Consider the following 23,198-nt stretch of genomic DNA (forward strand, 5'->3'; position numbering starts at 1 on the left):
GACAGCGGGCCCCTGCCGGTCAGCGCGGCAGTGCGGCGAACTGCACGGCCAGCCCGTCCACCAGGGCCCGCAGCCCCGTCTCGAACGCGCCCTCGTCCACCTGCTGCTGACGCTCCGCCAGCAGGTGCGCCTGCCCCAGGTGCGGGTAGTCCGCCGGGTCGTACGCGGACGCGTCGTCGACGAACCCGCGCGCGAACGAGCCCAGTGCCGACCCCGCCACGAAGTACCGCATGAGGGCGCCCACCCGGGTCGCGTGGGCCGGCGGCCACCCCGCGGCCGTCATGCCGCCGAAGACCGCGTCGGCCATGCGCAGGCCCGCGGGGCGGCGGCCGGGTCCCTGGGCGAGGAACGGCACGATGTGGGGGTGTGCGGCGAGGGCGGCGCGGTAGGACCGGGCCCAGTCCACCAGCGCGTCGCGCCAGTCCCGGCCGTCCTCGAACATGGCGAGGTCCACCTCGGCGACGACGGCGTCGGCGACCGCGTCCAGGATCCCGTCCTTCGTCGTGAAGTGGTTGTACAGGCTCGGCCCGCTGACCCCGAGCTCCGCGGCGAGCCGCCGGGTGGAGACGGCCGCCAGCCCCTCCGCGTCCACCAGCGCGAGCGCCGCGGCGACGATGCGCTCGCGGCTGAGCAGGGGCTTGCGGGGACGGGCCATGCGGCACATAGTAGAGGCTGCGAGCAAGAAACTAGCACTGCTAATTAACGAGTGGATCAACACCGAGGTGCGTCGTGAACCTTGAGCTGTCCGAGGAGCAGGCCGCGGTCCGCCGCCTGGCCGCTGACTTCACCGAGCGCGAGATCGCGCCGCACGCGACGGCCTGGGACCGCGCCGAGAGCGTGGACCGGGGCATCGTGAAGAAACTGGGCGCCGTGGGCTTCCTCGGCCTCACCGTCCCGGAGGAGTACGGCGGCTCGGGCGGCGACCACCTCGCGTACTGCCTGGTCACCGAGGAGCTGGGCCGTGGGGACTCGTCCGTGCGCGGCATCGTCTCGGTCTCGCTCGGCCTCGTCGCGAAGTCCGTCGCCCACTGGGGCACCGAGGAGCAGAAGCGCGCCTGGCTGCCCCGGCTGACCTCCGGCGAGGCCGTCGGCTGCTTCGGCCTCACCGAGCCCGGCACCGGCTCGGACGCCGCCCACCTCACCACCCGGGCCACCCGGGACGGCGGCGACTGGGTGATCAACGGCACCAAGATGTTCATCACGAACGGCACGTGGGCCGACGTCGTGCTGCTCTTTGCCCGCACCAATGACACCCCGGGCCACAAGGGCGTCAGCGCCTTCCTCGTGCCCACCGACACCCCTGGCCTCACCCGCCGCGAGATCCACGGCAAGCTCGGCCTGCGCGGCCAGGCGACCGCCGAGCTGGTGCTCGAGGACGTGCGCGTACCGGACTCCACGATGATCGCGCCCGAGGGCAAGGGCTTCTCGGTGGCGATGTCGGCGCTGGCCAAGGGCCGGGTGTCGGTGGCCGCCGGCTGTGTGGGCATCGCCCAGGCGGCCCTGGACGCCGCCGTGGGCTACGCCAAGGAGCGCGAGCAGTTCGGCCGGCCGATCGCCGCCCACCAGCTGGTGCAGGAGCTGATCGCCGACATCGCCCTCGACGTGGACGCCGCACGCCTGCTGACCTGGCGCGTCGCCGACCTCATCGACCGCGGGCAGCCCTTCGCGGCGGAGTCGTCCAAGGCCAAGCTCTTCGCGAGCGAGGCAGCCGTGCGCTGTGCCGGCAACGCGCTCCAGGTGTTCGGCGGCTACGGCTACATCGACGAGTACCCGGTCGGCAAGCTGCTGCGCGACGCCCGCGTGATGACCCTCTACGAGGGCACGAGCCAGATCCAGAAGCTGCTCATCGGCCGCGACCTGACCGGTGTCTCGGCCTTCTGACCGCCTTCTGACCGGACCGGGCCGCCGCTCCTCACCGTTCGACCGACCGCTCGGAATCTAAGCGCTTGCTCAGTGGGCATGTAGGGTGTCCGCCATGGACGTGGAGGCGGAGCAGTCGGAGCGGACCGAGGCGTGGACGGGCATCACCCCTGATGCCGCCCGGCGGCTGGTCATCGCCGCGGTCGAGGCGTTCGCGGAGCGCGGCTACCACGCGACGACCACCCGCGACATCGCGGGCCGCGCCGGCATGAGCCCGGCGGCGCTCTACATCCACTACAAGACCAAGGAAGAGCTGCTCTACCAGATCAGCGTGGTCGGCCACCGGCTCTCCCTCGGGCTGCTGCAGGACGCCGCCGGCGGCGAGGGCTCCCCGTCCGGGCGCCTGGCCGAGGCCGTGCGCGCGTTCGTCCGCTGGCACGCCGAGCACCACACGACCGGCCGCGTCGTGCAGTACGAGTTGGGCGCGCTCGGCCCCGAGCACTACACCGAGATCGTGGAACTGCGCCGGCAGAGCGAGGCCGCGGTCCGCTCGATCCTGCGCGACGGGGTGCGGACGGGGGAGTTCGACGTCCCCGACGTCTCCGGCACGACCGTCGCGCTGCTGTCCCTCTGCATCGACGTGGCCCGCTGGTTCAACCCGGGCGGGCGGCGCACGCCGGACGAGATCGGCGCGCTCTACGCCGATCTCGCCCTGCGCATGGTCGGGTACGGCCCGGCCGGTTCCGGCCGGGGGTAAGGCCTCAGAGGTAGAAGCGCACGACCGTCTCGGCGACGCAGACCGGCTTGTCGCCGCCCTCGCGCTCGAGGGTGATGCGGGCGACGAGCTGTGCCCCGCCCGGCACTTCGGTGACCTCGGCCACCTGGCCCGTGGCACGCAGTCGCGAACCCACCGGCACGGGTGAGGGGAAGCGCACCTTGTTGACGCCGTAGTTGACGCCCATCTTCACGCCCTCGACGCGCATCAGTTCGGGGGTGAAGGAGGGGATGAGCGACAGCGTCAGGTAGCCGTGCGCGATGGTGGTGCCGAAGGGGCCCTGGGCCGCCTTCTCCGGATCCACGTGGATCCACTGGTGGTCGCCGGTGGCGTCCGCGAAGAGGTCGATCCGCTTCTGGTCGATCTCCAGCCAGTCGGTCGTGCCGAGTTCCTCGCCGACGGCGGCCTTCAGTTCGTCCACCGACGTGAAGATCCTGGGCTGTCCCATGTCATGCCTCCCGTACTGTCCAAGCGCTTGCTCAGCATGCTGCGAGGGACGGATCCCTGTCAACGCCCCGTCCTCCGGCGCGTATCACGAAGTACCTGTCCGGTTTGTGGCTATCTTTCATAGCCATATGCCCCGAATGTGGCGTTGTGGCGGTGGAGGAGGCGGCAGTGGCCGAGGCCCGGACGGAGACCAGCCCGCACGACTGGGACACAACGGAGGTCCGGTACGGCAGCGGGCCGACCGTCCCCGGTGAACGCCGCGTCCTGCTGCGGCCGTCCACCTGGCCGCAGGCCTGGGTCGCGCTCGGCGCGTACTGGATCTCCAGCCGCGTGGTCATGCTCGCCCTGCTGCGGGCCGGGCACGGGGACATCGCGCGCGAGGTCTACTACCTCTACCAGCACTGGAGTCACGGCTTCGAACGCGGAACCTACCCGGTGCGCGACGTCACATGGCAGTACCCGCCCGGCGCCGCCCTGGTGATGCTGACGCCCGCGCTGCTGCCGGGCCTGAGTTACCTGCAGGGCTTCGTCCTGCTGTCGCTCCTCGGCGACGCCCTCGTGCTGGCCGCCCTCCTGCGCGCCGGGTGGAACCGGCCCGGCCGCAGCATCACGGGGGCCTGGATGTGGGTGCTGGGGCTGCCCCTGCTGATGCACCTGCCCTACTCCCGCTACGACCTCCTGGTCACCGCCGTCGCCGTGTGCGCCCTGCTCGCGGTGCCGGCGCGGCCCCGGCTGGGCGGCGCGCTCGTCGGACTCGCCGCCATGATCAAGCTCTGGCCCGCGCTCACCGTGCTCGGCACCCCGCGCGGCCGCACGACCCGCCAGGCCTGGACCGCGGTCGGCCTCTCGGCGGCCGCCCTGCTCGCGGTGCTGACCGTCTTCTTCCGCGGCGCCACCGGCTTCGTCGCCGCCCAGCACCACCGCGGGGTCGAGGTCGAATCGCTCGGCGGCACCTTCCTGCACGTCGCGGGACTTCTCGGCTGGCCCGGCCGCGTGCGGGCGCACTACGGCTCCATGGAGTTCATCGGCCCGTACGTCTCCTGGGTGGCCACCGCCTCCCTCGTGCTCACCGGCGCGGCCCTGGTGTGGCTGCTGGTGTGGCGGCTGCGGGCGGCCCGCTGGACGCCGGCCACCCCCTACGACGCCGCCATGACCGCCGTGCTGCTCTTCACCGTCACCAGCCGCGTCATCAGCCCGCAGTACCTGATCTGGCTGATCGGGCTCGCCGCCGTATGCCTGACGATGCGTCAGACGACGCAGCGCCCGGTGACCGTCCTGCTGCTGCTCGCCACCGCCGTCACCACGGTCGACTACCCGCTGTTCTTCGAGGAGGTCGTCAGCAACTCCTGGCAGGGCACCAGCGTCGTCGCGATCCGCAACGCCCTGCTCGTCGGCGCCGCCGCGGTGTCCTGCGCCCGGCTGTGGCGGGCGAGCGTCCCACGCCGCAAGAAACTCACGACGCTCTCGTAGAGTCGGAGCATGACCGCCATCCCCACCGGACAACGCGAACTGACCGTCGGCCAGCTCAGCGCACGCAGCGGCGCGGCGGTCTCGGCGCTCCACTTCTACGAGTCCAAGGGGCTGATCCGCAGCCGCCGCACCGCCGGCAACCAGCGCCGCTACACCCGCGACGCGCTGCGCCGGGTCGCCTTCATCCGGGCCTCCCAGCGGGTCGGCATGCCCCTCGCGGCGATCCGCGAGGCCCTGGACGGCCTGCCCGCGGGACGCACCCCCGACCGCGCCGACTGGGCACGGCTGTCCGCGGGCTGGCGGTCGGAACTCGATGCCCGCATCGAGCAGCTCACCCGCCTGCGCGACAGCCTCGACGACTGCATCGGCTGCGGCTGCCTCTCCCTGGACCGCTGCGCCCTGTCCAACCCGGGCGACGTGCTCGGCGACCAGGGGCCGGGCGCGCGGCGGCTGCTCGCCGGGCAACCGCCGCGCCCCGCCGCGGCCACTACCAGAGCGCGGGCCTGCGCGCGGCCCACGGACGGGCCGCCTCCAACTGCGCCGACAGCGAGATGAGCGTCGCCTCGTCCCCGTAGCGGGCGCCGAACATCACACCGATCGGCAGGCCCTCCTCGGTCCAGTGCAGCGGCACGTTCACCGCCGGCTGGCCCGTGGCGTTGAAGATCGGCGTGAACGGCGTGAAGGCCGCCAGTCCCGCGAACTCCGCGGCCGGGTCGTCGTCGTGACGCAGTCCGGTCGGGCCCACCGGCGCCGGCGGCTGCGCCAGCGTCGGGGTCAGCACCAGGTCGTACGAGGACAGCAGCGCGTCCGCGATCAACTGCCCCAGCGCGCGGAAGGCGTACAGCGACGCCGCGAAGTCCGGCCCCGAGACCTTGGCCCCCTCGGCGCGCAGGTGCCGGGTCAGCGGCATCAGCAGCTCCTCCTGCTCCGGCGCGACCGGGTAGACGGTGGCCATCACGCCCCACACGCGGGTGAAGGCGTCCCGGATCGCGCCGTCGACGGGCAGGTCCACCTCGTCGACCTGGTGGCCCAGCTCGCGCAGCAGCTCCGCCGTGCCGTCGTACGCCGCACGGCAGTCCGGGTGCAGTTCGACACCCGGCACGGGCGGCTGGGGCAGCCCGACCACCCGCAGCGGGCCGGGCTCCCGGGCGGCGTAGGAGGCGAACGTCTCACCCGGCGCCGGCGACGGCGCGCCGTACGGGTCGCCCGGCATTCCGCCGGCCAGCACGTCCAGCAGCGCCGCGGCGTCCGCGACGGTACGGGCGAGCGGTCCGCTCGTGCTCAGCCCGCTGATGTCGTGCTGCACCGGGCCCGCGCTGACCCGGCCGCGGCTCGGCTTGATGCCGAACAGACCGCAGACGGACGCGGGGATCCGGATGGAACCGCCGCCGTCGCTGCCCTGGGCGATCGGCGCCAGCCCCGAGGAGACGGCGGCCGCCGCGCCGCCGCTGGAGCCTCCGGCGGACCGCGCCAGGTCCCACGGTGTGCGGGCGGGCGGGGCGAGTTCGTTCTCGGTGTAGCAGGGCAGCCCGAACTCCGGGGTGTTGGTCTTGCCCAGCAGGACCGTCCCGGCGGCGCGCAGCCTCACGGCGACGTGGTCGTCGACGTCCGGCACGTGGTCCGCGTACGCGCGCGAGCCGAGCGTGCAGCGCACGCCCGCGACGAAGTTGAGGTCCTTCACGGGGACGGGCACGCCGTGCAGTGGCGACAGATCCGCAACGCGGTCCTCGCGCCGGGCCGCCAGCGCCTCGGACTCGGCGTCGGCGGCCTGCTTGCGGGCGATCTCCGGGGTGACGGTGATGTAGGCGCCGACGGTGTCGTTGAGGCGGTCGACGCGGGCCAGGTAGTGGTCGGTGAGTTCGACCGGGGACACCTCGCCTGTCCGGATCGCGGCGCCCTGCTCCAGTGCGGTCAGATCGTGCAGTTCGGCCATGCCGGTACCGTCCCGTCCCACGTCGTTTGGACCCCTGCGACGTGCATCGTCGCATTACCCTCCGGTAGGTGTCAGCCCCTGCGCTGCGCTTGCGGTCCGGGTAGGTCTTTTCCCCGCCCTCCCGCCCGTGTGCCCTGTGAAGTCCGGGCACCCCGGCGCCCGTTTCGTAGGGTGCCGGGTGCGGGGCCTCCGGGGCCGGCCATTCTGGACAGCACATTTTGGTGCCTCGGGCACTCTGCGTTGGGCGCCCCGGGTTGTGCACCCGAATATGCTCCACAGTCCAGAACGCCCACCCCTACGACCCCGCCCCCTCCGTAGTAGCAAGCGCCTGATCCTCAGTGGGGGTATGGAGGCAGTCCGGGGCGGCCGCGGTTGCTTGGATACTGCCCCCACCGGCCGTCAGGGCGCGCGGCCGACCGGGACGGGGTGTGGCGGGGTGCCCCTGCTGGGGGCGATGTGGGCGTGAACCACGCGCCTTGTGACGGTCGCCCGGCAGAAGGCTGGGCGCGACGCGACGCCCGGTGCGCAGTGCGTGTGGGCGGTGAGGGCTGGGCGGCTGATGTGCCGCCGCACCAACAGGGGCCTGTGCCATGGCTGCCTTCCACCCCCACTGGGGATCAGGCGCGAACACTACGGAGGGGGCGGGGTCGGAGGGGTGGGCGTTCTGGACTGTGGAGCATATTTGTGTGCGGCATCCGGTCAGGGATGGGATGAGCAAGTGCCCGTCACGCACGTAAATATGCTGTCCAGAATGGCCAGCCCCGGAGGCCCCGACCCCGGTCCACCCCGAAACGCGCGCCGGGGTCACTGACTTCACAGGGCACACGGGAGGGCGGGCGGGGAACAAAACCTACCCGGACCGCAAGCCGAGCGTCAGGTCAGCCCGCGGCGACAAGCAACTCCCCCCGTGCCGCGGCCACCGCCGCCCCCGTCAGGACGGGGAGCGGGACCACGATCCCGCAGTGCGCGCACACCGGCCCCGCGCCGGGATAGTGGTTGAGGCGGTCGCGCCACAGGAGCCGCTCCCGCGCGCAGACGGGGCACGCGCGCCCCGCCCCCGCGTCGATCGCCGTGATGATGCGGCGCAGGACGTCCGCGAGCCGGTCGGAGGGGTGCGTGAGCGGATCGTCGCACCAGGCGACCCCGTTGCCGCCCCAGGTGCGCCGGTGCCAGTCGTCGAGGGCGCCGGGCTGCCGGATGCCGGAGAACTTCTCCTCCTTGCGGCGGGCGGCGAACTCCCGTTCGTACGCGAGCCAGACGGCCCGCGCCTCCTCCAGTTCCGCGAGCGCGGACAGCAGTCGGGCCGGGTCGGGTTCGCGGTCCTGGGGGGCGAACCCGGCGCGGGCGCACAGGTGGTCCCAGGTGGCGCGGTGCCCGTACGGCGCGAAGCGCTCCAGGCATCGCCGCAGGTAGGTGCGGCGCTGGGTGGGGGACCACCGCGGGTCGCGCACCTGTCTCGCGAGACTTCGGAATCCGGCCATGGCATGCCACCTCCGTCATCGGGTTCGCATCGCTGTCCAATGGACGTAACGGACGGCGATCCGGATCCATCCCCGGGGTGGCGAGTTCCGACGATCTCATGTTCTGAAAAAGTGACGCATGTTCATCTTACTCATGGGTCAACTTCGAAGTAATCTGCGTCACACCGGCCTTCGGGAGGAGCGGTCATGCGTGCGCAGATTGACAGGTTCAGGTCAAAGTTCAGGTCGAGACTGAAAACGGGTGCCGCCGCGGCGGTGCTCGCGCTGGGCGCGAGCCTGCTCGCGCCGCTCCCATTGGCGGCCCCCGCGGCCGCCGCGACCCCCAACGACTACTGCCAGGGACAGTGTTCCGACATCCTGCCGCCGGGGGAGAACGGCAACGCCACTCTCGCCCAGATCCTGCTCAACCAGATCTTCGGCACCCAGCCGGACCACGCGGAGGACCAGCTCGGTCCGTACGCCAACCTGGCCACCGGGTACCAGAGCCTGACGAACGCCACGATCAACAACTTCTTCAACGACGCCTCCTTCGGCGTCCCCGCCGGCCAGGTGGCGTCCACCGTCTCGCCCCGCAGCGACGTGACGATCACGCGGGACAAGAAGACCGGCGTCCCGCACATCTCCGGGACGACCCGCTACGGAACCGAGTTCGGCGCCGGGTACGCCGCGGCGCAGGACCGCCTGTGGATGATGGACCTCTTCCGGCACGTCGGCCGGGGCCAGTTGACCTCCTTCGCCGGCGGCGCCCTGGCCAACCAGGGCCTGGAGCAGCAGTTCTGGCGCGCCGCCCCGTACACCGAGGCCGATCTGCAGACCCAGATCGACTGGATCGCCTCCCACAACGGCGCGCGCGGCCAGCAGGCGTACGCCGACGTCAGCGCGTACGTGGACGGCGTCAACGCCTACATCGCCGCCTCCGACAGCGGCCGCTACTTCCCCGGCGAGTACGTGCTGACCGGCCACAAGGACGCGATCACCAACGCCGGCACCATAGAGAAGTTCAAGCCCACCGACCTGGTCGCGCTCGCCTCCGTCATCGGCGCCCTCTTCGGCACGGGCGGGGGCGGTGAGGTGACCAACGCGCTGTCGCTGCTGGCGGCCCAGGAGCAGTACGGCGTCACCGAGGGCACCAAGGTCTGGGAGTCGTTCCGCGAACGCGACGACCCCGAGGCGGCCCTCACCGTCCACAACGGCGAGACCTTCCCGTACGCTGTGCGCCCCGACACCCCGCGCGGCACGGCGATGCCCGACGCCGGCTCGGTGGCCGAGGAGCCGCTGGTCTACGACCGCACCGGCACCGGCGCGACCGCCAAGGCCGCCGCCGCCTCCAAGAGCGCGGCGAGTACGGCCCTGTCGGCCAACACCAGGGGCATGTCCAACGCCCTGCTGGTGAGCGGCGCGCACACCGCGAGCGGCCACCCGGTCGCCGTCTTCGGCCCGCAGACCGGCTACTTCGCGCCGCAGCTGCTCATGTTGCAGGAGATCCAGGGACCCGGGATCAGCGCCCGCGGCGCCTCCTTCGCGGGCTTGAGCATGTACGTGGAGCTGGGTCGCGGTCCGGACTTCGCGTGGAGCGCGACGACCTCCGCCCAGGACATCACCGACACCTACGCGGTCGAACTGTGCCAGGACGACGTCCACTACCTCTACCACGGCACCTGCACGCCCATGGAGAAGCTGGAACGCACCAACTCCTGGACGCCGACCACCGCCGACGGCACGGCCGCCGGCTCGTACCGGATGCAGGTCTACCGGACCGAGTACGGCACCGTGGAGTACCGCGGGACCGTCGGCGGCAAGAAGGTGGCGTTCACCAGCCTGCGCAGCTCCTACATGCACGAGGCCGACTCGGTGGTCGGCTTCCAGATGCTCAACGACCCGTCCGCGGTCACCGGTCCCGCCTCCTTCGAGGAGGCCGTGCAGCACATCAACTACACCTTCAACTGGTTCTACGCCGACTCCCAGCACACGGCGTACTACAACAGCGGTGACAACCCCGTCCGGCAGGCCGGTGTCGACGCGACCTTCCCGGTGCGCGCCGAGACGGCGTACGAGTGGCAGGGCTTCGACCCCGCGCACAACACCGCCGACTACACGCCGCCCGCCCAGCACCCGCAGTCCGTCGACCAGGACTACTACGTCTCCTGGAACAACCGGCAGGCCAAGGGGTACGACGCGGCCGGCTTCGGCAACGGCTCGGTGCACCGCGGGGACCTGCTCGACGACCGGGTGAAGCAGCTCGTCGCCGCGGGAGGGGTCACCCGCGCGCAGCTCACCCGGGCGATGGCCGACGCGGCGCTGACGGATCTGCGCGGCGAGGACGTGCTGCCGAACCTGCTGAAGGTGATCCGCAGCAGCGCCGTCTCCGACCCCGCGGCGGCCGCCGCCGTCACGAAGCTGGGCGACTGGGTCACCGCGGGCACCAAGCGCAAGGAGACCTCGGCGGGTTCGCACACCTACGCCAACGCCGACGCGGTGCGCATCCTGGACGCGTGGTGGCCGCTGCTGGTCAAGGCGGAGTTCGAACCGGGCCTCGGCAGCGGGCTGTACGCGGCGCTCACCGCCAACCTGACCGTCGACGAGTCGCCTTCGGCGGGGCACGGTCCGACCGGCGCCCACGCCGGGAGCGCCTTCCAGTACGGCTGGTGGTCCTATGTCGACAAGGACATCCGTCAGGTCCTCGGCGAGCCCGTCCAGGGCGGCCTGGCCAGGAGCTACTGCGGCGGCGGCTCGCTGAGCGCCTGCCGGGACATCCTGGTCACCACCTTGAAGCAGGCCGCGGCGACGACCGCCGCCCAGGTCTACCCGGGCGACGAGAACTGCTCGGCCGGCGACCAGTGGTGTGCCGACACCGTGATCCAGCGGCCGCTCGGCGGCATCAAGCACGGCAAGATCAGCTGGCAGAACCGCCCGACCTACCAGCAGGTCGTGGAGTTCGCCGCGCACCGCTGACCCGGTGCGACCACCCGTACGCGATCCGGGGCCCGGCCGTTTCGGCCGGGCCCCGGCCCGTGTCTCCGCGGCATGACCTTCCCTCTCTGTGACCGACCGCTTAGTATGCGAAGGGAGCCGTACGAGTCGAAGGAGACGCGATGGAAGCGCTGCGCGATGCCCGGGTGGTCGTCACCGGTGCGGGAGGCGGGATCGGTGCGGCGCTCGCCCGCCGATTCGCCGCGGAGGGCGCCCGTGTCGTCGTCAACGACCTGAACAAGGCCGCCGCAGAGACCGTCGCCGAGGAGATCGGCGGTATCTGCCTGCCCGGTGACGCCTCCGGCGTGGTCGGGCCGGCCCGCGAGGCACTCGGCGGCCGCATCGACCTGTTCTGCGCCAACGCCGGCATCGGCTCCATGGCCGGCCCCGAGGCCGACGACGAGGTCTGGCAGCGCGTGTGGGACGTCAACGTCATGGCGCACGTCCGGGCGGCGCGCGAACTGCTCCCGGAGTGGCTGGAGCGCGGTGAGGGCCGCTTCGTGGCCACCGTGTCCGCCGCCGGACTGCTGACCATGGTCGGCGACGCCCCGTACTCGGTCACCAAGCACGGAGCGCTGGCCTTCGCCGAGTGGCTGGCCGTCACCTACCGCCACCGCGGCGTCCGCGTCCACGCGGTCTGCCCGCAGGGCGTCCGCACCGACATGCTGCGCGCGGCCGGCCACGCCGGCGAACTCGTCCTCGCCCCCGGCGCCATCGAGCCGGAGGACGTGGTGGAGGCCGTGCTCCAGGGCATCGCCGACGAGCGCTTCCTGATCCTGCCGCACCCCGAGGCCGCCGGGTACTACGCGGCCCGGGCCAACGACACCGACCACTGGATCGACGCCATGAACCGGATGCAGCGCAAGCTGGAGGAGGGGGGAGCGGCATGACCTCGTACGAGAGCAGGCCCTGGCTCAAGCACTTCAGGGAGGAGCTGCGCACCCTCCCCGACCCGCCGCCGACGCTGCTGCACGCCTTCCGCGCCACCGTGGAAAGGGTGCCGGACCGCACCGCGCTGGCCTACTTCGACGCCCGCATCCCCTACCGCGAGCTCGACGAACTCTCCGACGGGCTCGCCCGCCACCTCATCGGACGCGGCTTCGCGAGCGGCGACCGGCTCGCGATCGTGCTGCAGAACGTCCCGCAGTTCGCGGTCGCCCTGCTCGCCGCCTGGAAGGCCGGCGGCAGCGTCGTCCCGGTCAACCCGATGTACAAGGAGCACGAGCTCGGCCACATCCTGCGCGACGCCGACGTGGCCGCGCTGGTCTGCTCCGAGCGCGCCTGGGACGGGTACATCCGCAAGACGGCCGCGGACTCCCCGGTCCGCATCCCGCTGACCACCAGCGAGCTCGACCTGCAGACCCGGGACGACCTCCGCGTCCTGCCGGGGCAGCGGATCGCCGCGGAGGACGCCGAGGACCTGCTCGCCGCGGCCCACGCCGGCACGGTGGGACCCGCCCTGCCCGACCCCGGGCTCACGGGCGCGGACATCGCGCTGATCAGCTACACCTCGGGCACCAGCGGCGTGCCCAAGGGCGCGATGAACACCCACGGCAACATCAGCTTCAACGCCGACCGGCAGCGCGCCCACAGCGTGCTCCCCGACGGCGCGACGATCTTCGCGCTGGCACCGCTGTTCCACATCACCGGCATGGTCTGCCAGCTCGCCGCCGGCATCGCCGCGGGCGCGACGGTCGCCCTCGCCTACCGCTTCGAGACGGGCGTCGTCCTGGACGCGCTCCGCGAGCACCGCCCCGCCTACATGGTCGGGCCGTCCACCGCCTACATGGCGCTGATGGCCCACCCGGAGGCCGTGCCCGAGGACTTCGCCTCCTTCCAGCTGCTGTACTCCGGTGGCGCGCCGCTGCCGCCCGCCCTGGTGGAGGCCTTCCGGGAGCGTTTCGGGCACTACCTCCACAACGGCTACGGCCTCACCGAGTGCACCGCCCCGGCCACCAGCACCCCGCCCCACCTGGAGGCCCCGGTGGATCCGGTCTCCGGCACGCTCTCGGTGGGCGTCCCCGGTCCCGACACCCTCGTGCGCATCGTCGACGAACAGGGCGCGGACGTGCCCTTCGGCGAGCACGGCGAGATCGTGGTGCGCGGTCCGATGGTCGTCCCCGGCTACTGGCGGCTGCCGGAGGCCTCCGCGGCGGCCCTGCCCGACGGGGAACTGCGCACCGGCGACATCGGGTTCATGGACGAGGACGGCTGGGTCTACGTCGTGGACCGCAAGAAGGACATGATCAACGCCTCCGGCTTCAAGGTGTGGCCCCGCGAGGTCGAGGACGTCCTCTACACGCACCCGGCGGTCCGCGAGGCAGCCGTCGTGGGCGTCCCCGACGCCTACCGCGGCGAGTCCGTGAAGGCGTACGTCAGCCTGCGACCGGACGCCGCCGCGTCGCCCGAGGAGCTGATCGCCCACTGCAAGGACCGGCTCGCCGCGTACAAGTACCCCCGCGTGATCGATGTCCTGCCCGAGCTGCCCAAGACCGCCACGGGCAAGATCCTGCGCCGGGAGTTGCGGGCACGCGCGGACTGACGACATACCGCTCGGTACGCTGTCCCGCGCACCGGTACGGAGAGAGGGCAGGCCATGGCACGGAGTACGACACCACCGAAGGCAGCCGCCACCGCTGTCCCGCAGCGGCTGCTCGCCGAGGCCACCCGGCTCTTCGCCGAGCGCGGGTACGACAGGACCTCCGTGCAGGAGATCGTCGAGGCCGCCGGAGTGACCAAGGGCGCGCTGTACCACTACTTCGGCAGCAAGGACGACCTCCTGCACGAGATCTACGGCCGGGTGCTGCGGCTGCAGCTGGAGCGCCTGGAGTCGATCGCCGACCGGGACGAGCCCGTGCAGCGGCGCCTGGTCGAGGCCGCCGCGGACGTCGTCGTCACCAGCATCCAGAACCTCGACGACACCAAGATCTTCTTCCGGTCCATCCACCAGCTGAGCCCGGAGAAGCAGAAGGCGGTGCGGGCCGACCGCCGCCGCTACCACGAGAAGTTCCGCGCGCTGGTGGAGGAGGGACAGCGCGAGGGGGTGTTCCGGGCGGAAGCCCGGCCCGACCTCGTCGTCGACTTCTTCTTCGGCGCGGTGCACCACCTCGGCACCTGGTACCGCGAGGACGGACCGCTGTCCGCCGGCCAGGTCGCCGCCGATTTCGCCGACATGCTGCTGCACTCCGTGCGGCAGCCCTGAACAGGAGCCGGGAGCGGACCGCATGAAGGCATGGCGAGTGCACGAGAACGGGGAGCCGCGTGAGGCGATGCGCCTCGACGACGTCCCCGACCCGCAGCCCGGCCCCGGCGAGCTGCTGCTCACGGTGCGCGCGGCCGCGGTCAACTTCCCCGACGCGCTGCTGTGCCGCGGCCACTACCAGGTCCGGCCGCCGCTGCCGTTCACCCCCGGCGTCGAGTTCTGCGGCGAGATCGCCGCCGTCGGCGAGGGTGTCGAGGGACACCGCACCGGCGACCGCGTCATCACCCCCGCGGCGCTGCCCGGCGGTGCCTTCGCCGAGCAGGCCGTCGTCCCGGCCGCCGGCGTGCTGCCCGCGCCGGAGGCGCTGGACGACGCGGAGGCCGCCGCCCTCCACATCGGCTACCAGACCGGCTGGTTCGGCCTGCACCGGCGCGCCGCGCTGCGACCCGGCGAGACCCTGCTCGTGCACGCCGCGGCGGGCGGCGTGGGCAGCGCCGCCGTCCAACTGGGCAAGGCGGCGGGCGCCACGGTCATCGGTGTCGTCGGCGGCCCGGAGAAGGCCAAGGCCGCCCGGGAGCTCGGCGCCGACGTCGTCGTCGACCGGCACAGCGAGGACTTCGTGGCCGTCGTCAAGGAGGCCACCGGAGGGCGCGGCGCCGACGTGGTCTACGACCCGGTCGGCGGCGACGCCTACACCCGGTCCACCAAGTGCATCGCCTTCGAGGGCCGCATCGTCGTCGTCGGTTTCACCAGCGGCACCATCCCCAGCCCCGGGCTCAACCACGCCCTCGTGAAGAACTACGCCGTTCTCGGCCTCCATTGGGGCCTGTACAACACCCACGACCCGGCCGCCGTCCGGCGCTGCCACGACGAACTGACCCGGCTGGCCGCCGAGGGCGCGATCAAGCCCCTGGTGAGCGACCGGGTCTCGCTCACCGGCGCCGCCGACGCCGTGCAGCGCGTCGCGGACGGCACGACGACGGGACGACTGGTGGTCGTCAACAGCTGATCACCCGCGAGCAACCTGTGCGTCGCCTGGATCGTCTCTTCTCCAAAGGCCGGACCGCCGAACAGGGGGAGAAACGAACAATGCGGTGGTGCCTTGACGCACGCGGGCAGTGGACGGCCTGGGCGGTGACCCGGCTGCTGCTCGTGGGCGCGTCGCTGCGCCTCGGCCCGTTCAGCGGCCTCGGAGACCTCGACCCGTCCGTCTCGGAGGTCTACACGGGCTGGTACGCGGTGCTGCGCACCGGTGTCTTCCCCGTGGCCGACGTCACCTGGCAGTACCCGCCCGGCGCCGCGCTCCCGCTGCTCGCCCCGAGCCTGGTGCCGGTGCTGGACTACGGTCACGCCTTCATCGTGTGCTGCGCGCTGTGCGACGCCGTCGTGACCGCCGTGCTGCTCCGCAAGGGGCCGGGCACGGCGGCCGCGTGGATGTGGATCGGCGGCCTGCCGCTGCTGATCACCCTGCCCTGGAGCCGCTTCGACGTCTTCGTGACCGCCACGGCCATGGGCGCCCTCATCGCGGCGGGCACCCGGCGCCGCTGGGCCGACCTCGTCTTCGGGGTGCTCGTCGGGCTCGGCGCCATGATCAAGGCCTGGCCGCTGCTGCTGCTCAGCGGACTGCGGGCCGGCCCGCGGGCCCGTACCGCGATCCTCACGGCGGCGGCGACCGCCGCGGCCGTCGCCCTCGGCTTCGCCGTCGCCATGCCCGGGGCCTTCGACTTCCTGGCCGCGCAGCGCGAACGCGGCATCGAGGTCGAGGCGACGGCGGCGCTGCCGTTCCACATCGCCCGGCACTTCGGCTGGTCGGGGCAGTGGATGCCGCGCGACGGCTCCATGGAGTTCGTCGGCCCCTGGATCCGCGAGACGGTCTGGGTCAGCGAGGCCTGCACGGTCCTGGCCTTCTGCTGGCTGCTGTGGTGGTGGCGGCGGGCCGACCGCAGGGCGCCCTGGGTGCTGCCGGACGCGGCACTGACCGCGGTGCTGCTCTTCGTCGTCACCAGCCGCGTCCTGAGCCCGCAGTACCTGATCTGGCTGATCGGACTGGCCTCCGTCTGCCTGCTGCACCGCGGCACCTCGCAGCGTCCGGTCGCCGCCCTCCTGGTCGCCGCGACCGTGCTGACGACCCTGGACTTCCCGCTGCTCTTCCGCGACCTGCTCGACGGGTCGGTCCTGGCCGTGGCCGTGCTGACCGCCCGCAACCTGCTGCTCGTGGCCGCCACCGTGCTCTCGGCGACCCGCCTGCTGCGGGCCACCCGGCGCGCGGACACCGGCCCCGGGGCCGTCCACCTCGTCCCGGACGGCGGGGCGCGGGGCGGGAAGGACGCGCGAACGGTCGGCGCGGGCAGCCGGGCCGCGTGACCGGGCCGGCCGCCGCGGCGCCGCGACCTCACCGGCCCGGGACGATCGGGCCGAGCCACAGCCCCCCGCAGACGTCGATGCGCTGACCGGTGACGTAGGCGCCGTCCGGGCCCGCCAGGAAGGCCACCGCGCGGGCCACGTCCTCGGGGTCGCCGAGCCGGCCCAGCGCGGTGATCGCGGCGAGCTGGGCGGCGGCCCCCGGGACGGCGGTGTGCCCCGCGGTCATGTCGGTGCGGATCACGCCGGGCGCCACGGTGTTCACGGTGATGCCCCGCCCGCCGAGCTCGTTCGCCAGCGACGGGGTCATGCTCTCCAGGGCCGCCTTGGTCATGGTGTAGGCGATCTGGGTGGAGACCGCGACGCGGGTGGCCGTGGAGGCGATGGTGACGATGCGGCCGCCGTCGTTGAGCAGCGGGACGGCGCGCCGGGTCACCAGGAACGGGGTGCGGAGGTTGACCGTGAGGATGCGGTCGAACTCCTCCTCGGTGACGGCGGCGATCGGACTGGTGGACGCGATGCCCGCGTTGCCGACCAGGATGTCCAGCCCGCGCCCGCCGAGTCCGGTCTCCAGTCCCTCGAAGAGGCGGTCCGCCGCGTCGGGGGACGCGAAGTCGGCCCCGATCGGGAAGGCCCTGCCCCCGGCCTCGTTGATCAGCGCCACCGTCTCGTCGGCGGCCTCCTTGCGGCTGCCGTAGTGGACGGCGACCAGGGCGCCGTCGGCCGCCAGCCGGCGTGCCACGGCGCGGCCGATGCCGCGCGAACCGCCGGTCACCAGTGCCGTCCTCCCGGCCAGTGCGGTCGAAGCGGTGGAAACGGCAGAAGCGGTGGCAGTGGTCGATGCGTTCATGTCGGGCTCCCCGGTCCGCGGTGCCGGGCCCCTGCGGCCCGTCCGTGGGAACACCATCGCGCTCGGCGCTGACCGGCCGCGCACCGGCGGCGCACCGCTCGCGCACACGAGGGCGCCCCCGGGTCGGGGGACCCGGGGGCGCCTCTCGCGTGTCTGCCGCTCAGCTCTCCTGGGCTGCGTACCGCTTCAGTTCGCGCCGGGCGAGGGACCGCTTGTGGACCTCGTCGGGCCCGTCGGCCAGGCGCAGCGTGCGGGCCGCCGCGTACAGCTCGGCGAGCGGGAAGTCCTGGCTGACGCCACCCGCGCCGTGCACCTGGATGGCGCGGTCGAGGATGAGGCCCACCTTCGCCGGGGTGGCGATCTTGATGGACTGGATCTCGGTGTGCGCCCCGCGGTTGCCGACGGTGTCCATCAACCACGCGGTCTTCAGCACCAGCAACCGCAGTTGCTCGATCTCCACGCGGGCCTCGGCGATCCACTCCTGGACGACGCCCTGTGCGGCCAGCGGCTTGCCGAACGCGACCCGCCCGGAGGCGCGCCGGCACATCAGCTCCACCGCGCGCTCGGCCATGCCGATCAGCCGCATGCAGTGGTGGATGCGGCCGGGGCCCAACCGGGCCTGGGCGATGGCGAAGCCGCCGCCCTCCTCGCCGACCAGGTTCTCCGCGGGCACCCGCACGTCGTGGAAGACCACCTCGGCGTGGCCGCCGTGGTCCCCGTCGTCGTAGCCGAACACCCGCATCCCGCGCCGGACTTCGAGGCCGGGCGTGTCACGCGGCACGAGGATCATGCTCTGCTGGCGGTGCCGGTCCGCGGTGGGATCGGTCTTGCCCATGACGATGAAGATCGCGCACTTGGGGTTCATCGCGCCGGAGATGTACCACTTGCGGCCGTTGACGACGTAGTCGCCGCCGTCGCGCACGATCCGGGTCTCGATGTTCGTCGCGTCCGAGGAGGCCACGTCCGGCTCGGTCATCGCGAAGGCCGAGCGGATCTCCCCGGCGAGCAGCGGCTCCAGCCAGGTCTTGCGCTGCCCGTCGGTGCCGAACTCGTTCAGCACCTCCATGTTCCCGGTGTCCGGGGCGGCGCAGTTCAGGGCCGGCGGGGCCAAGTGCGGGCTGCGGCCGGTGATCTCGGCGAGCGGCGCGTACTGGAGGTTGGTCAGGCCCGCGCCGCGCTCACCGGGCAGGAAGAGGTTCCACAGGCCCAGCTCCCGTGCCTTCGCCTTCAGTTCCTCCACGACCGGCGGCGCCGACCAGACCGCGTCGCCCTCGGCCTCCTCGCGCTGCCGGTGGAAGACCGGCTCGGCGGGGTACACGTGCTCGTCCATGAAGGCGAGCAGCCGCTCGCGCAGTTCCTCGGTCCTGGCGTCGTACGCGAAATCCATGGTCAGCCTTCCTGAAGTGTGCGCAGGCCGTTGTCGATGAAGGCCGGGACGATGGCGCCGATCCGGTCGAAGCCGGCGCCGACGGTCTGGCCGAGGGTGAAGCGGTAGTGGATGCCCTCCAGGATCACCGCGAGCTTGAAGTACGCGAAGGCCGTGTACCAGGCCACCGCGGACACGTCGCGCCCCGAGCCGGTGGCGTAGCGCCCGACCAGCTCGGCGGCCGAGGGGTGACCCGGGGCGCCGCCGGTGACGGACACCGGCGTGCCGGGGGTCGGGCGCAGCTCGCCGTACATCAGCAGCAGGCCGAGGTCGGTGAGCGGGTCGCCGAGCGTGGACATCTCCCAGTCCAGGACGGCCCTGATGGTGTCGTCGGAGCCGACCAGCACGTTGTCGAGCCGGTAGTCGCCGTGCACGACCGCCGCGGGGCCGGAGGCGGGCAGCCGGGTGCCCAGGGCGGCCGCGAGCTCGTCGATGCCGGGCAGGTCGCGGCTGCGCGAGGCGTCGAGCTGCTTGCCCCAGCGGCGCAGCTGGCGCTCCAGGAAGCCGTCGGGACGGCCGAAGCCGGCGAGCCCGGCCGCGGCGGGATCGACGGCGTGCAGCGCGACCAGCGTGTCCACCAGGCCGAGCACGATGGAGCGGGTGCGCTCGGGGCCGAGCTCGGTGAGCTGCTTCTCGGTGCGGTAGGGCGTGCCCTCGACGAAGTCCATGACGTAGAAGGGCGCGCCCAGGACCTCGGTGTCGTCGCACAGGAGCACGGCGCCGGGGACGGGCACGGGGGTGTCGCGCAGGGCGCTGATGACGCGGTGCTCGCGGCCCATGTCGTGCGCGGTCGCCAGGACGTGGCCCAGCGGCGGCCGGCGGACCACCCAGCGGGCGGTGCCGTCGGTCACGGCGTACGTCAGGTTGGACCGCCCGCCCTCGATCAGCTCGCCGTCGAGCGCGCCGTGCAGCAGGCCGGGCCGCTGCGCGTCCAGGTACCGTCGCAGCCGGTCCAGGTCGAGCCCCGGTGGGTTCTCCGTACCGCTCATCATGCTCCTCGCCCCTGCCGATCCTGTCCCCGACATCATGCCGACCAGTCGGTATGTCGTCCAGTCCGCCGCGTGAACCGGCGGCCGCGCACCGAAGTGCCCGCGCCCGGCGGCGCTGCAAGACTTGCAGCCATGATCCCGCCCGCCGCGCTCGACTGCCTCTACGGCCTGGCCCGCGGTGACGCCTTCGGCGGCCGCTGGTACCGGGTGCCGTACGCGGAGCGGGAGGACGCGATGGCGCGGAGGGTCCTCGACGTGGGCGCCGGCCCCTGGCCGTGGACCGACGTCACCGCGCAGGCGCTCGCCCTCTGCTCCCACCTCGACGCCTTCGGCGGCGCCGTCGACCAGGACGGACTGGCCCGCGCGTTCGCCGACGCCTACGCCGCCGACCCGCACCGCAAGTACGGCCCCGCGATGCACGACGTGCTGCGCCGCATCGGCGCCGGGGAGCCGTGGCGGCGGGTCGTCGGCGCCCAGTTCGGCGGCCAGGGCTCGTACGGGAACGGGGCCGCCATGCGCGTCGCCCCGCTGGGCGCCTGGCTCGCCGACGCGGACCCCGGGCCCGGGCCCGGCCCTGGTGCCGGCCTGGACGCCGTCGCCGACGCCGCCGCTCGGCAGGCGGCCGTCTCGCACCACCACCCGGAGGCCGCCGCCGGGGCCGTCGCCGTGGCCCTGGCCGCCGCGCTGGCCGCCCGCAGCCGCGGTGGGCCGCCCCCGGCCGACCTGCTGCGGACGGTCGGCGACCGGGTCCCGGCCGGCGATGTGCGCGGCGGCCTGCGGGTCGCGAGCCGCTTCCCGGAGGGCACCCCCGTCCGGCACGCCGCCGACGTGCTGGGCTCGGGCTACGGCGTCTCCGCACCCGACACCGTGCCCTTCGCCCTGTGGTGCGCCGCCATGCACCTTGACGACCTGGCAGGCGGGCTGTGGAGCGCGGTGGCCGGACAGGGCGACATGGACACCACCTGTGCGATGGCGGGTGGCGTCCATGTCGCCCGTACCGGCGTCGCGGGCCTGCCGCCCGCGTGGCACGGCGCGGCCGAACCCCTGCCCGGCTGGGTGCCCCGGCCGCCCGGCACGGCCGGGTCGCGATCCGTGTCCGGACCTGTGCGTTCTTGACGAGTTTGGGGAGGGGACCTAGGGTCCGATTCTGATAGACGCATCTCAATCATGTATGTGAACAACGAGGGTGGGCGTTGATGACACACCGCAGGGACCTGACGATCACGGACGTACGACTCACCCCCGTCCTGATCTCCGACCCGCCGCTCCTCAACACCCAAGGCGTTCACCAGCCGTTCACCCCCCGGTTGATCATCGAGGTGACCACCGAGACCGGGATCACGGGCGTCGGCGAGACCTACGGCGACGCCCGGTACCTGGAGCCGGCCCGGCAGCTCGCCGACGCGCTGCCCGGGTGCGAGGTCAGCGACCTGAACAACCTGGTGCCGCTCGCCGGCCTGGTCTGCGCACCGCCGCAGGAGACCTCGGACGCGGTGGACGCCGGCGGGCTGCGCGGCGTCCAGACCGCCGACAAGGTGCTGCTGTCGGTGGTCTCCGGTTTCGAGGTGGCGTGCCTCGACGCGCTCGGCAAGGCGCTCGGACTCCCGGTGCACGCGCTGCTCGGCGGCAAGGTGCGCGACACCGTCGACTACAGCGCCTACCTCTTCTACCGCTGGGCGGAGCACCCGGACGGGCAGGGCCTCAAGGACGACTGGGGCGCGGCGCTCGACCCGGAGGGCGTCGTCGCGCAGGCCCGGCGCTTCGTCCGCGAGTACGGCTTCACCTCGTTCAAGCTCAAGGGCGGGGTCTTCCCGCCCGACGAGGAGATCGCCGCGGTGCGGGCGCTGGCCGCGGCCTTCCCCGGCATGCCGCTACGCCTGGACCCCAACGGCGCCTGGTCCGTGGAGACCTCGCTGCGCGTCGCGGACGAGCTCGGCGACGTCCTGGAGTACCTGGAGGACCCCGCCTCCACCACCGCCCGCATGGCCGAGGTCGCCGCCGGCACCGACCTGCCGCTGGCCACCAACATGTGCGTCACCACGTTCGAGGAGATCCCCGAGGCGTTCGCCCAGGAAGCCGTCCAGGTCGTGCTCTCCGACCACCACTACTGGGGCGGGCTGCGCAACACCCGTGAACTCGCCGCGCTCTGCCGCACCTTCGGGGTGGGGGTGTCCATGCACTCCAACACCCACCTCGGCATCAGCCTCGCCGCGATGACCCACGTCGCCGCCACGGTGCCGAACCTGCACCACGCCTGCGACTCGCACTACCCCTGGCAGACCGAGGACGTCATCACCCGCCGCCACGAGTTCCGCGGCGGCCGGCTGGCCGTGTCCGACGCCCCCGGCCTCGGCGTGGAGCTGGACCGGACGGCCCTGGAGGCCCTGCACCGCCGCTGGCTCGACGACGACGGTGGCCTGCGCGACCGCGACGACGCCAAGGCCATGCGCCGCGCCGAGCCCGGCTGGGTCAGCCCCTCCGTGCCGCGCTGGTGAACCCGGGCCTCAGGCCAGGCACTCCGGGACCCGGCCGCCGTTCAGCACCGCCATGTCGGTGATGATCCGCACCAGGTCGAGCGGCGAGCCGGGCGGCAGCCCGTCCAGCTCCGCGTACGCGCGGTGCAGATTGGCGACCAGCCGCTCCGGCTCGCGCAGCGCCGCGAACTCGCCGGCGTCGGCGGTCCTGGCGACCTCCAGCGGCTCCCGCCCCGCCCTGTGGCCGTCCGCCGCGAGCTCGGTCACGAAGCGCAGATAGGCCTCCGTCGTGTCGTACGCCGACGGGTCGCAGACCTGCCCGTGGCCCGGCACGACCACCTCGGCGTCCAGCGAGCGCAGCGTCTCCAGCGCCTGCAGCGACCCCGCCAGGGAGCCCATCAGGACGAAGGGCGCGCCACCGTTGAACACCAGGTCGCCGGTGAAGACCACCCGCGAACCGGGCAGCCACACCACGGTGTCGCCGAGCGTGTGCGCGACCCCGGGGTGCAGCAGCCGCACCTCCTCGTCGCCGACGTGCAGGGTCAGCTGCTCCTCGTAGGTGACCGTGGCGGGGATGACGGGCACCTCGCCGTAGTCCACGTCCGGCCAGATGGCCTGCAGCTGGTGCCCCGCGGCCAGCTGCTCCTTGACGCACGCCGTGTGGCCGACGATCCGGGCACCGGGGGTGAAGACGCTGTTGCCGTTGGTGTGGTCGCCGTGGTGGTGGGTGTTGACCACGTACGAGGGCTGCGGCACCCCGGCGGCGGTCAGCGCGTCGCGCAGCAGCAGGGCGCGCCGCTCGGTGGCGGCAGTGTCCACCAGCAGCGTCGTGCGGCCGTCGCTGACGAACCCGGCGTTGTTCAGGCACCAGCCGCCGTCCGGCTGGACGTAGGCGTGGACGCCCGGCGTGAGCCGGGAGGTGTACGGAGCTTCGGTGTACGACGGAGACGACATGGCTGC

General features: G+C 72.9%; 20 protein-coding genes. 12 read left to right on the forward strand and 8 right to left on the reverse strand.

Annotated features, from left to right (window positions below; genetic code table 11):
• Positions 1 to 19 precede the first annotated feature (19 nt).
• A complete protein-coding gene (locus ACFYXS_RS29500; RefSeq protein WP_389253602.1) occupies positions 20 to 655 on the reverse strand; it encodes a TetR/AcrR family transcriptional regulator in 636 nt (211 codons plus the stop codon).
• 74 nt (positions 656 to 729) lie between these two features.
• Between ACFYXS_RS29500 and ACFYXS_RS29505 the strand changes: the two genes are divergently transcribed.
• Together ACFYXS_RS29505 and ACFYXS_RS29510 are read left to right on the forward strand one after the other, a co-directional pair.
• The gene (locus ACFYXS_RS29505; protein WP_389253604.1) at positions 730 to 1,881 is read left to right on the forward strand and encodes an acyl-CoA dehydrogenase family protein; all 1,152 of its coding nucleotides are present in this window, start codon (positions 730 to 732) and stop codon (positions 1,879 to 1,881) included.
• A 94-nt stretch (positions 1,882 to 1,975) separates the two neighbouring features.
• Positions 1,976 to 2,617 (forward strand): TetR/AcrR family transcriptional regulator, encoded by a 642-nt coding sequence (locus ACFYXS_RS29510; RefSeq protein WP_389253606.1) that lies wholly within the window; start codon positions 1,976 to 1,978, stop codon positions 2,615 to 2,617.
• Positions 2,618 to 2,621: 4 nt separating this feature from the next.
• Here the strand turns inward: ACFYXS_RS29510 and ACFYXS_RS29515 are convergent, their stop codons facing one another.
• Positions 2,622 to 3,083 (reverse strand): MaoC family dehydratase, encoded by a 462-nt coding sequence (locus ACFYXS_RS29515; protein WP_319661921.1) that lies wholly within the window; start codon positions 3,081 to 3,083, stop codon positions 2,622 to 2,624.
• Between the two features lie 167 nt (positions 3,084 to 3,250).
• On the opposite strand from ACFYXS_RS29515, the gene ACFYXS_RS29520 reads away from it, so the two are divergent.
• Complete coding sequence (locus ACFYXS_RS29520; protein WP_389253609.1) at positions 3,251 to 4,552, forward strand: glycosyltransferase 87 family protein; 1,302 nt, start codon at positions 3,251 to 3,253, stop codon at positions 4,550 to 4,552.
• Positions 4,553 to 4,561: 9 nt separating this feature from the next.
• The gene (soxR, locus tag ACFYXS_RS29525; RefSeq protein WP_389253611.1) at positions 4,562 to 5,107 is read left to right on the forward strand and encodes a redox-sensitive transcriptional activator SoxR; all 546 of its coding nucleotides are present in this window, start codon (positions 4,562 to 4,564) and stop codon (positions 5,105 to 5,107) included.
• Here soxR and ACFYXS_RS29530 read toward each other — a convergent pair.
• A complete protein-coding gene (locus tag ACFYXS_RS29530) occupies positions 5,040 to 6,485 on the reverse strand; it encodes an amidase (RefSeq protein ID WP_389253613.1) in 1,446 nt (481 codons plus the stop codon). The genes soxR and ACFYXS_RS29530 overlap by 68 nt on opposite strands.
• Positions 6,486 to 7,363: 878 nt before the next feature.
• Positions 7,364 to 7,966 (reverse strand): hypothetical protein, encoded by a 603-nt coding sequence (locus tag ACFYXS_RS29535; protein WP_389253615.1) that lies wholly within the window; start codon positions 7,964 to 7,966, stop codon positions 7,364 to 7,366.
• A gap of 186 nt (positions 7,967 to 8,152) precedes the next feature.
• Between ACFYXS_RS29535 and ACFYXS_RS29540 the strand changes: the two genes are divergently transcribed.
• From ACFYXS_RS29540 to ACFYXS_RS29565, 6 genes are all read left to right on the forward strand, one after another.
• The gene (locus tag ACFYXS_RS29540) at positions 8,153 to 10,918 is read left to right on the forward strand and encodes a penicillin acylase family protein (RefSeq protein ID WP_389253617.1); all 2,766 of its coding nucleotides are present in this window, start codon (positions 8,153 to 8,155) and stop codon (positions 10,916 to 10,918) included.
• A 140-nt stretch (positions 10,919 to 11,058) separates the two neighbouring features.
• Complete coding sequence (locus ACFYXS_RS29545) at positions 11,059 to 11,826, forward strand: SDR family oxidoreductase (RefSeq protein ID WP_389253619.1); 768 nt, start codon at positions 11,059 to 11,061, stop codon at positions 11,824 to 11,826.
• The gene (locus ACFYXS_RS29550) at positions 11,823 to 13,478 is read left to right on the forward strand and encodes a long-chain fatty acid--CoA ligase (RefSeq protein ID WP_389253621.1); all 1,656 of its coding nucleotides are present in this window, start codon (positions 11,823 to 11,825) and stop codon (positions 13,476 to 13,478) included. The genes ACFYXS_RS29545 and ACFYXS_RS29550 overlap by 4 nt, the downstream gene beginning before the upstream one ends.
• A gap of 54 nt (positions 13,479 to 13,532) precedes the next feature.
• Positions 13,533 to 14,138: a TetR/AcrR family transcriptional regulator gene (locus ACFYXS_RS29555; protein WP_389253623.1), complete on the forward strand. Its 606-nt coding sequence runs from the start codon at positions 13,533 to 13,535 to the stop codon at positions 14,136 to 14,138.
• Positions 14,139 to 14,160: 22 nt separating this feature from the next.
• Positions 14,161 to 15,147, forward strand: a complete 987-nt coding sequence (locus ACFYXS_RS29560; RefSeq protein ID WP_389253625.1) for an NADPH:quinone oxidoreductase family protein — start codon at positions 14,161 to 14,163, stop codon at positions 15,145 to 15,147.
• Positions 15,148 to 15,227: 80 nt separating this feature from the next.
• Entirely contained in the window at positions 15,228 to 16,502 is a 1,275-nt protein-coding gene (locus ACFYXS_RS29565) for a glycosyltransferase 87 family protein (RefSeq protein WP_389253627.1), read from the forward strand.
• Between the two features lie 28 nt (positions 16,503 to 16,530).
• On the opposite strand, the gene ACFYXS_RS29570 is transcribed toward ACFYXS_RS29565, so the two are convergent.
• The 3 genes from ACFYXS_RS29570 to ACFYXS_RS29580 all read right to left on the reverse strand — a co-directional run bounded on the left by ACFYXS_RS29570 (position 16,531) and on the right by ACFYXS_RS29580 (position 19,764).
• Positions 16,531 to 17,349 (reverse strand): SDR family oxidoreductase, encoded by an 819-nt coding sequence (locus tag ACFYXS_RS29570; RefSeq protein WP_389253629.1) that lies wholly within the window; start codon positions 17,347 to 17,349, stop codon positions 16,531 to 16,533.
• A 160-nt stretch (positions 17,350 to 17,509) separates the two neighbouring features.
• Positions 17,510 to 18,736, reverse strand: a complete 1,227-nt coding sequence (locus ACFYXS_RS29575) for an acyl-CoA dehydrogenase family protein (RefSeq protein ID WP_389253632.1) — start codon at positions 18,734 to 18,736, stop codon at positions 17,510 to 17,512.
• A gap of 2 nt (positions 18,737 to 18,738) precedes the next feature.
• The gene (locus tag ACFYXS_RS29580) at positions 18,739 to 19,764 is read right to left on the reverse strand and encodes a phosphotransferase family protein (RefSeq protein WP_389253634.1); all 1,026 of its coding nucleotides are present in this window, start codon (positions 19,762 to 19,764) and stop codon (positions 18,739 to 18,741) included.
• Positions 19,765 to 19,896: 132 nt separating this feature from the next.
• Between ACFYXS_RS29580 and ACFYXS_RS29585 the strand changes: the two genes are divergently transcribed.
• Both ACFYXS_RS29585 and ACFYXS_RS29590 read left to right on the forward strand, forming a co-directional pair.
• Positions 19,897 to 20,880, forward strand: a complete 984-nt coding sequence (locus ACFYXS_RS29585) for an ADP-ribosylglycohydrolase family protein (protein ID WP_389253635.1) — start codon at positions 19,897 to 19,899, stop codon at positions 20,878 to 20,880.
• 80 nt (positions 20,881 to 20,960) lie between these two features.
• On the forward strand, positions 20,961 to 22,259 hold the full coding sequence (locus ACFYXS_RS29590) for a glucarate dehydratase family protein (RefSeq protein ID WP_389253638.1): 1,299 nt from the start codon (positions 20,961 to 20,963) through the stop codon (positions 22,257 to 22,259).
• A gap of 9 nt (positions 22,260 to 22,268) precedes the next feature.
• Here the strand turns inward: ACFYXS_RS29590 and ACFYXS_RS29595 are convergent, their stop codons facing one another.
• Positions 22,269 to 23,192 carry an MBL fold metallo-hydrolase gene (locus ACFYXS_RS29595; protein ID WP_389253640.1) on the reverse strand — a complete coding sequence of 308 codons (924 nt, stop codon included), beginning with the start codon at positions 23,190 to 23,192 and terminating at the stop codon, positions 22,269 to 22,271.
• Positions 23,193 to 23,198: the final 6 nt, after the last annotated feature.

The sequence above is a fragment of the Streptomyces sp. NPDC002574 genome (assembly GCF_042889545.1).
Lineage (GTDB): Bacteria > Actinomycetota > Actinomycetes > Streptomycetales > Streptomycetaceae > Actinacidiphila.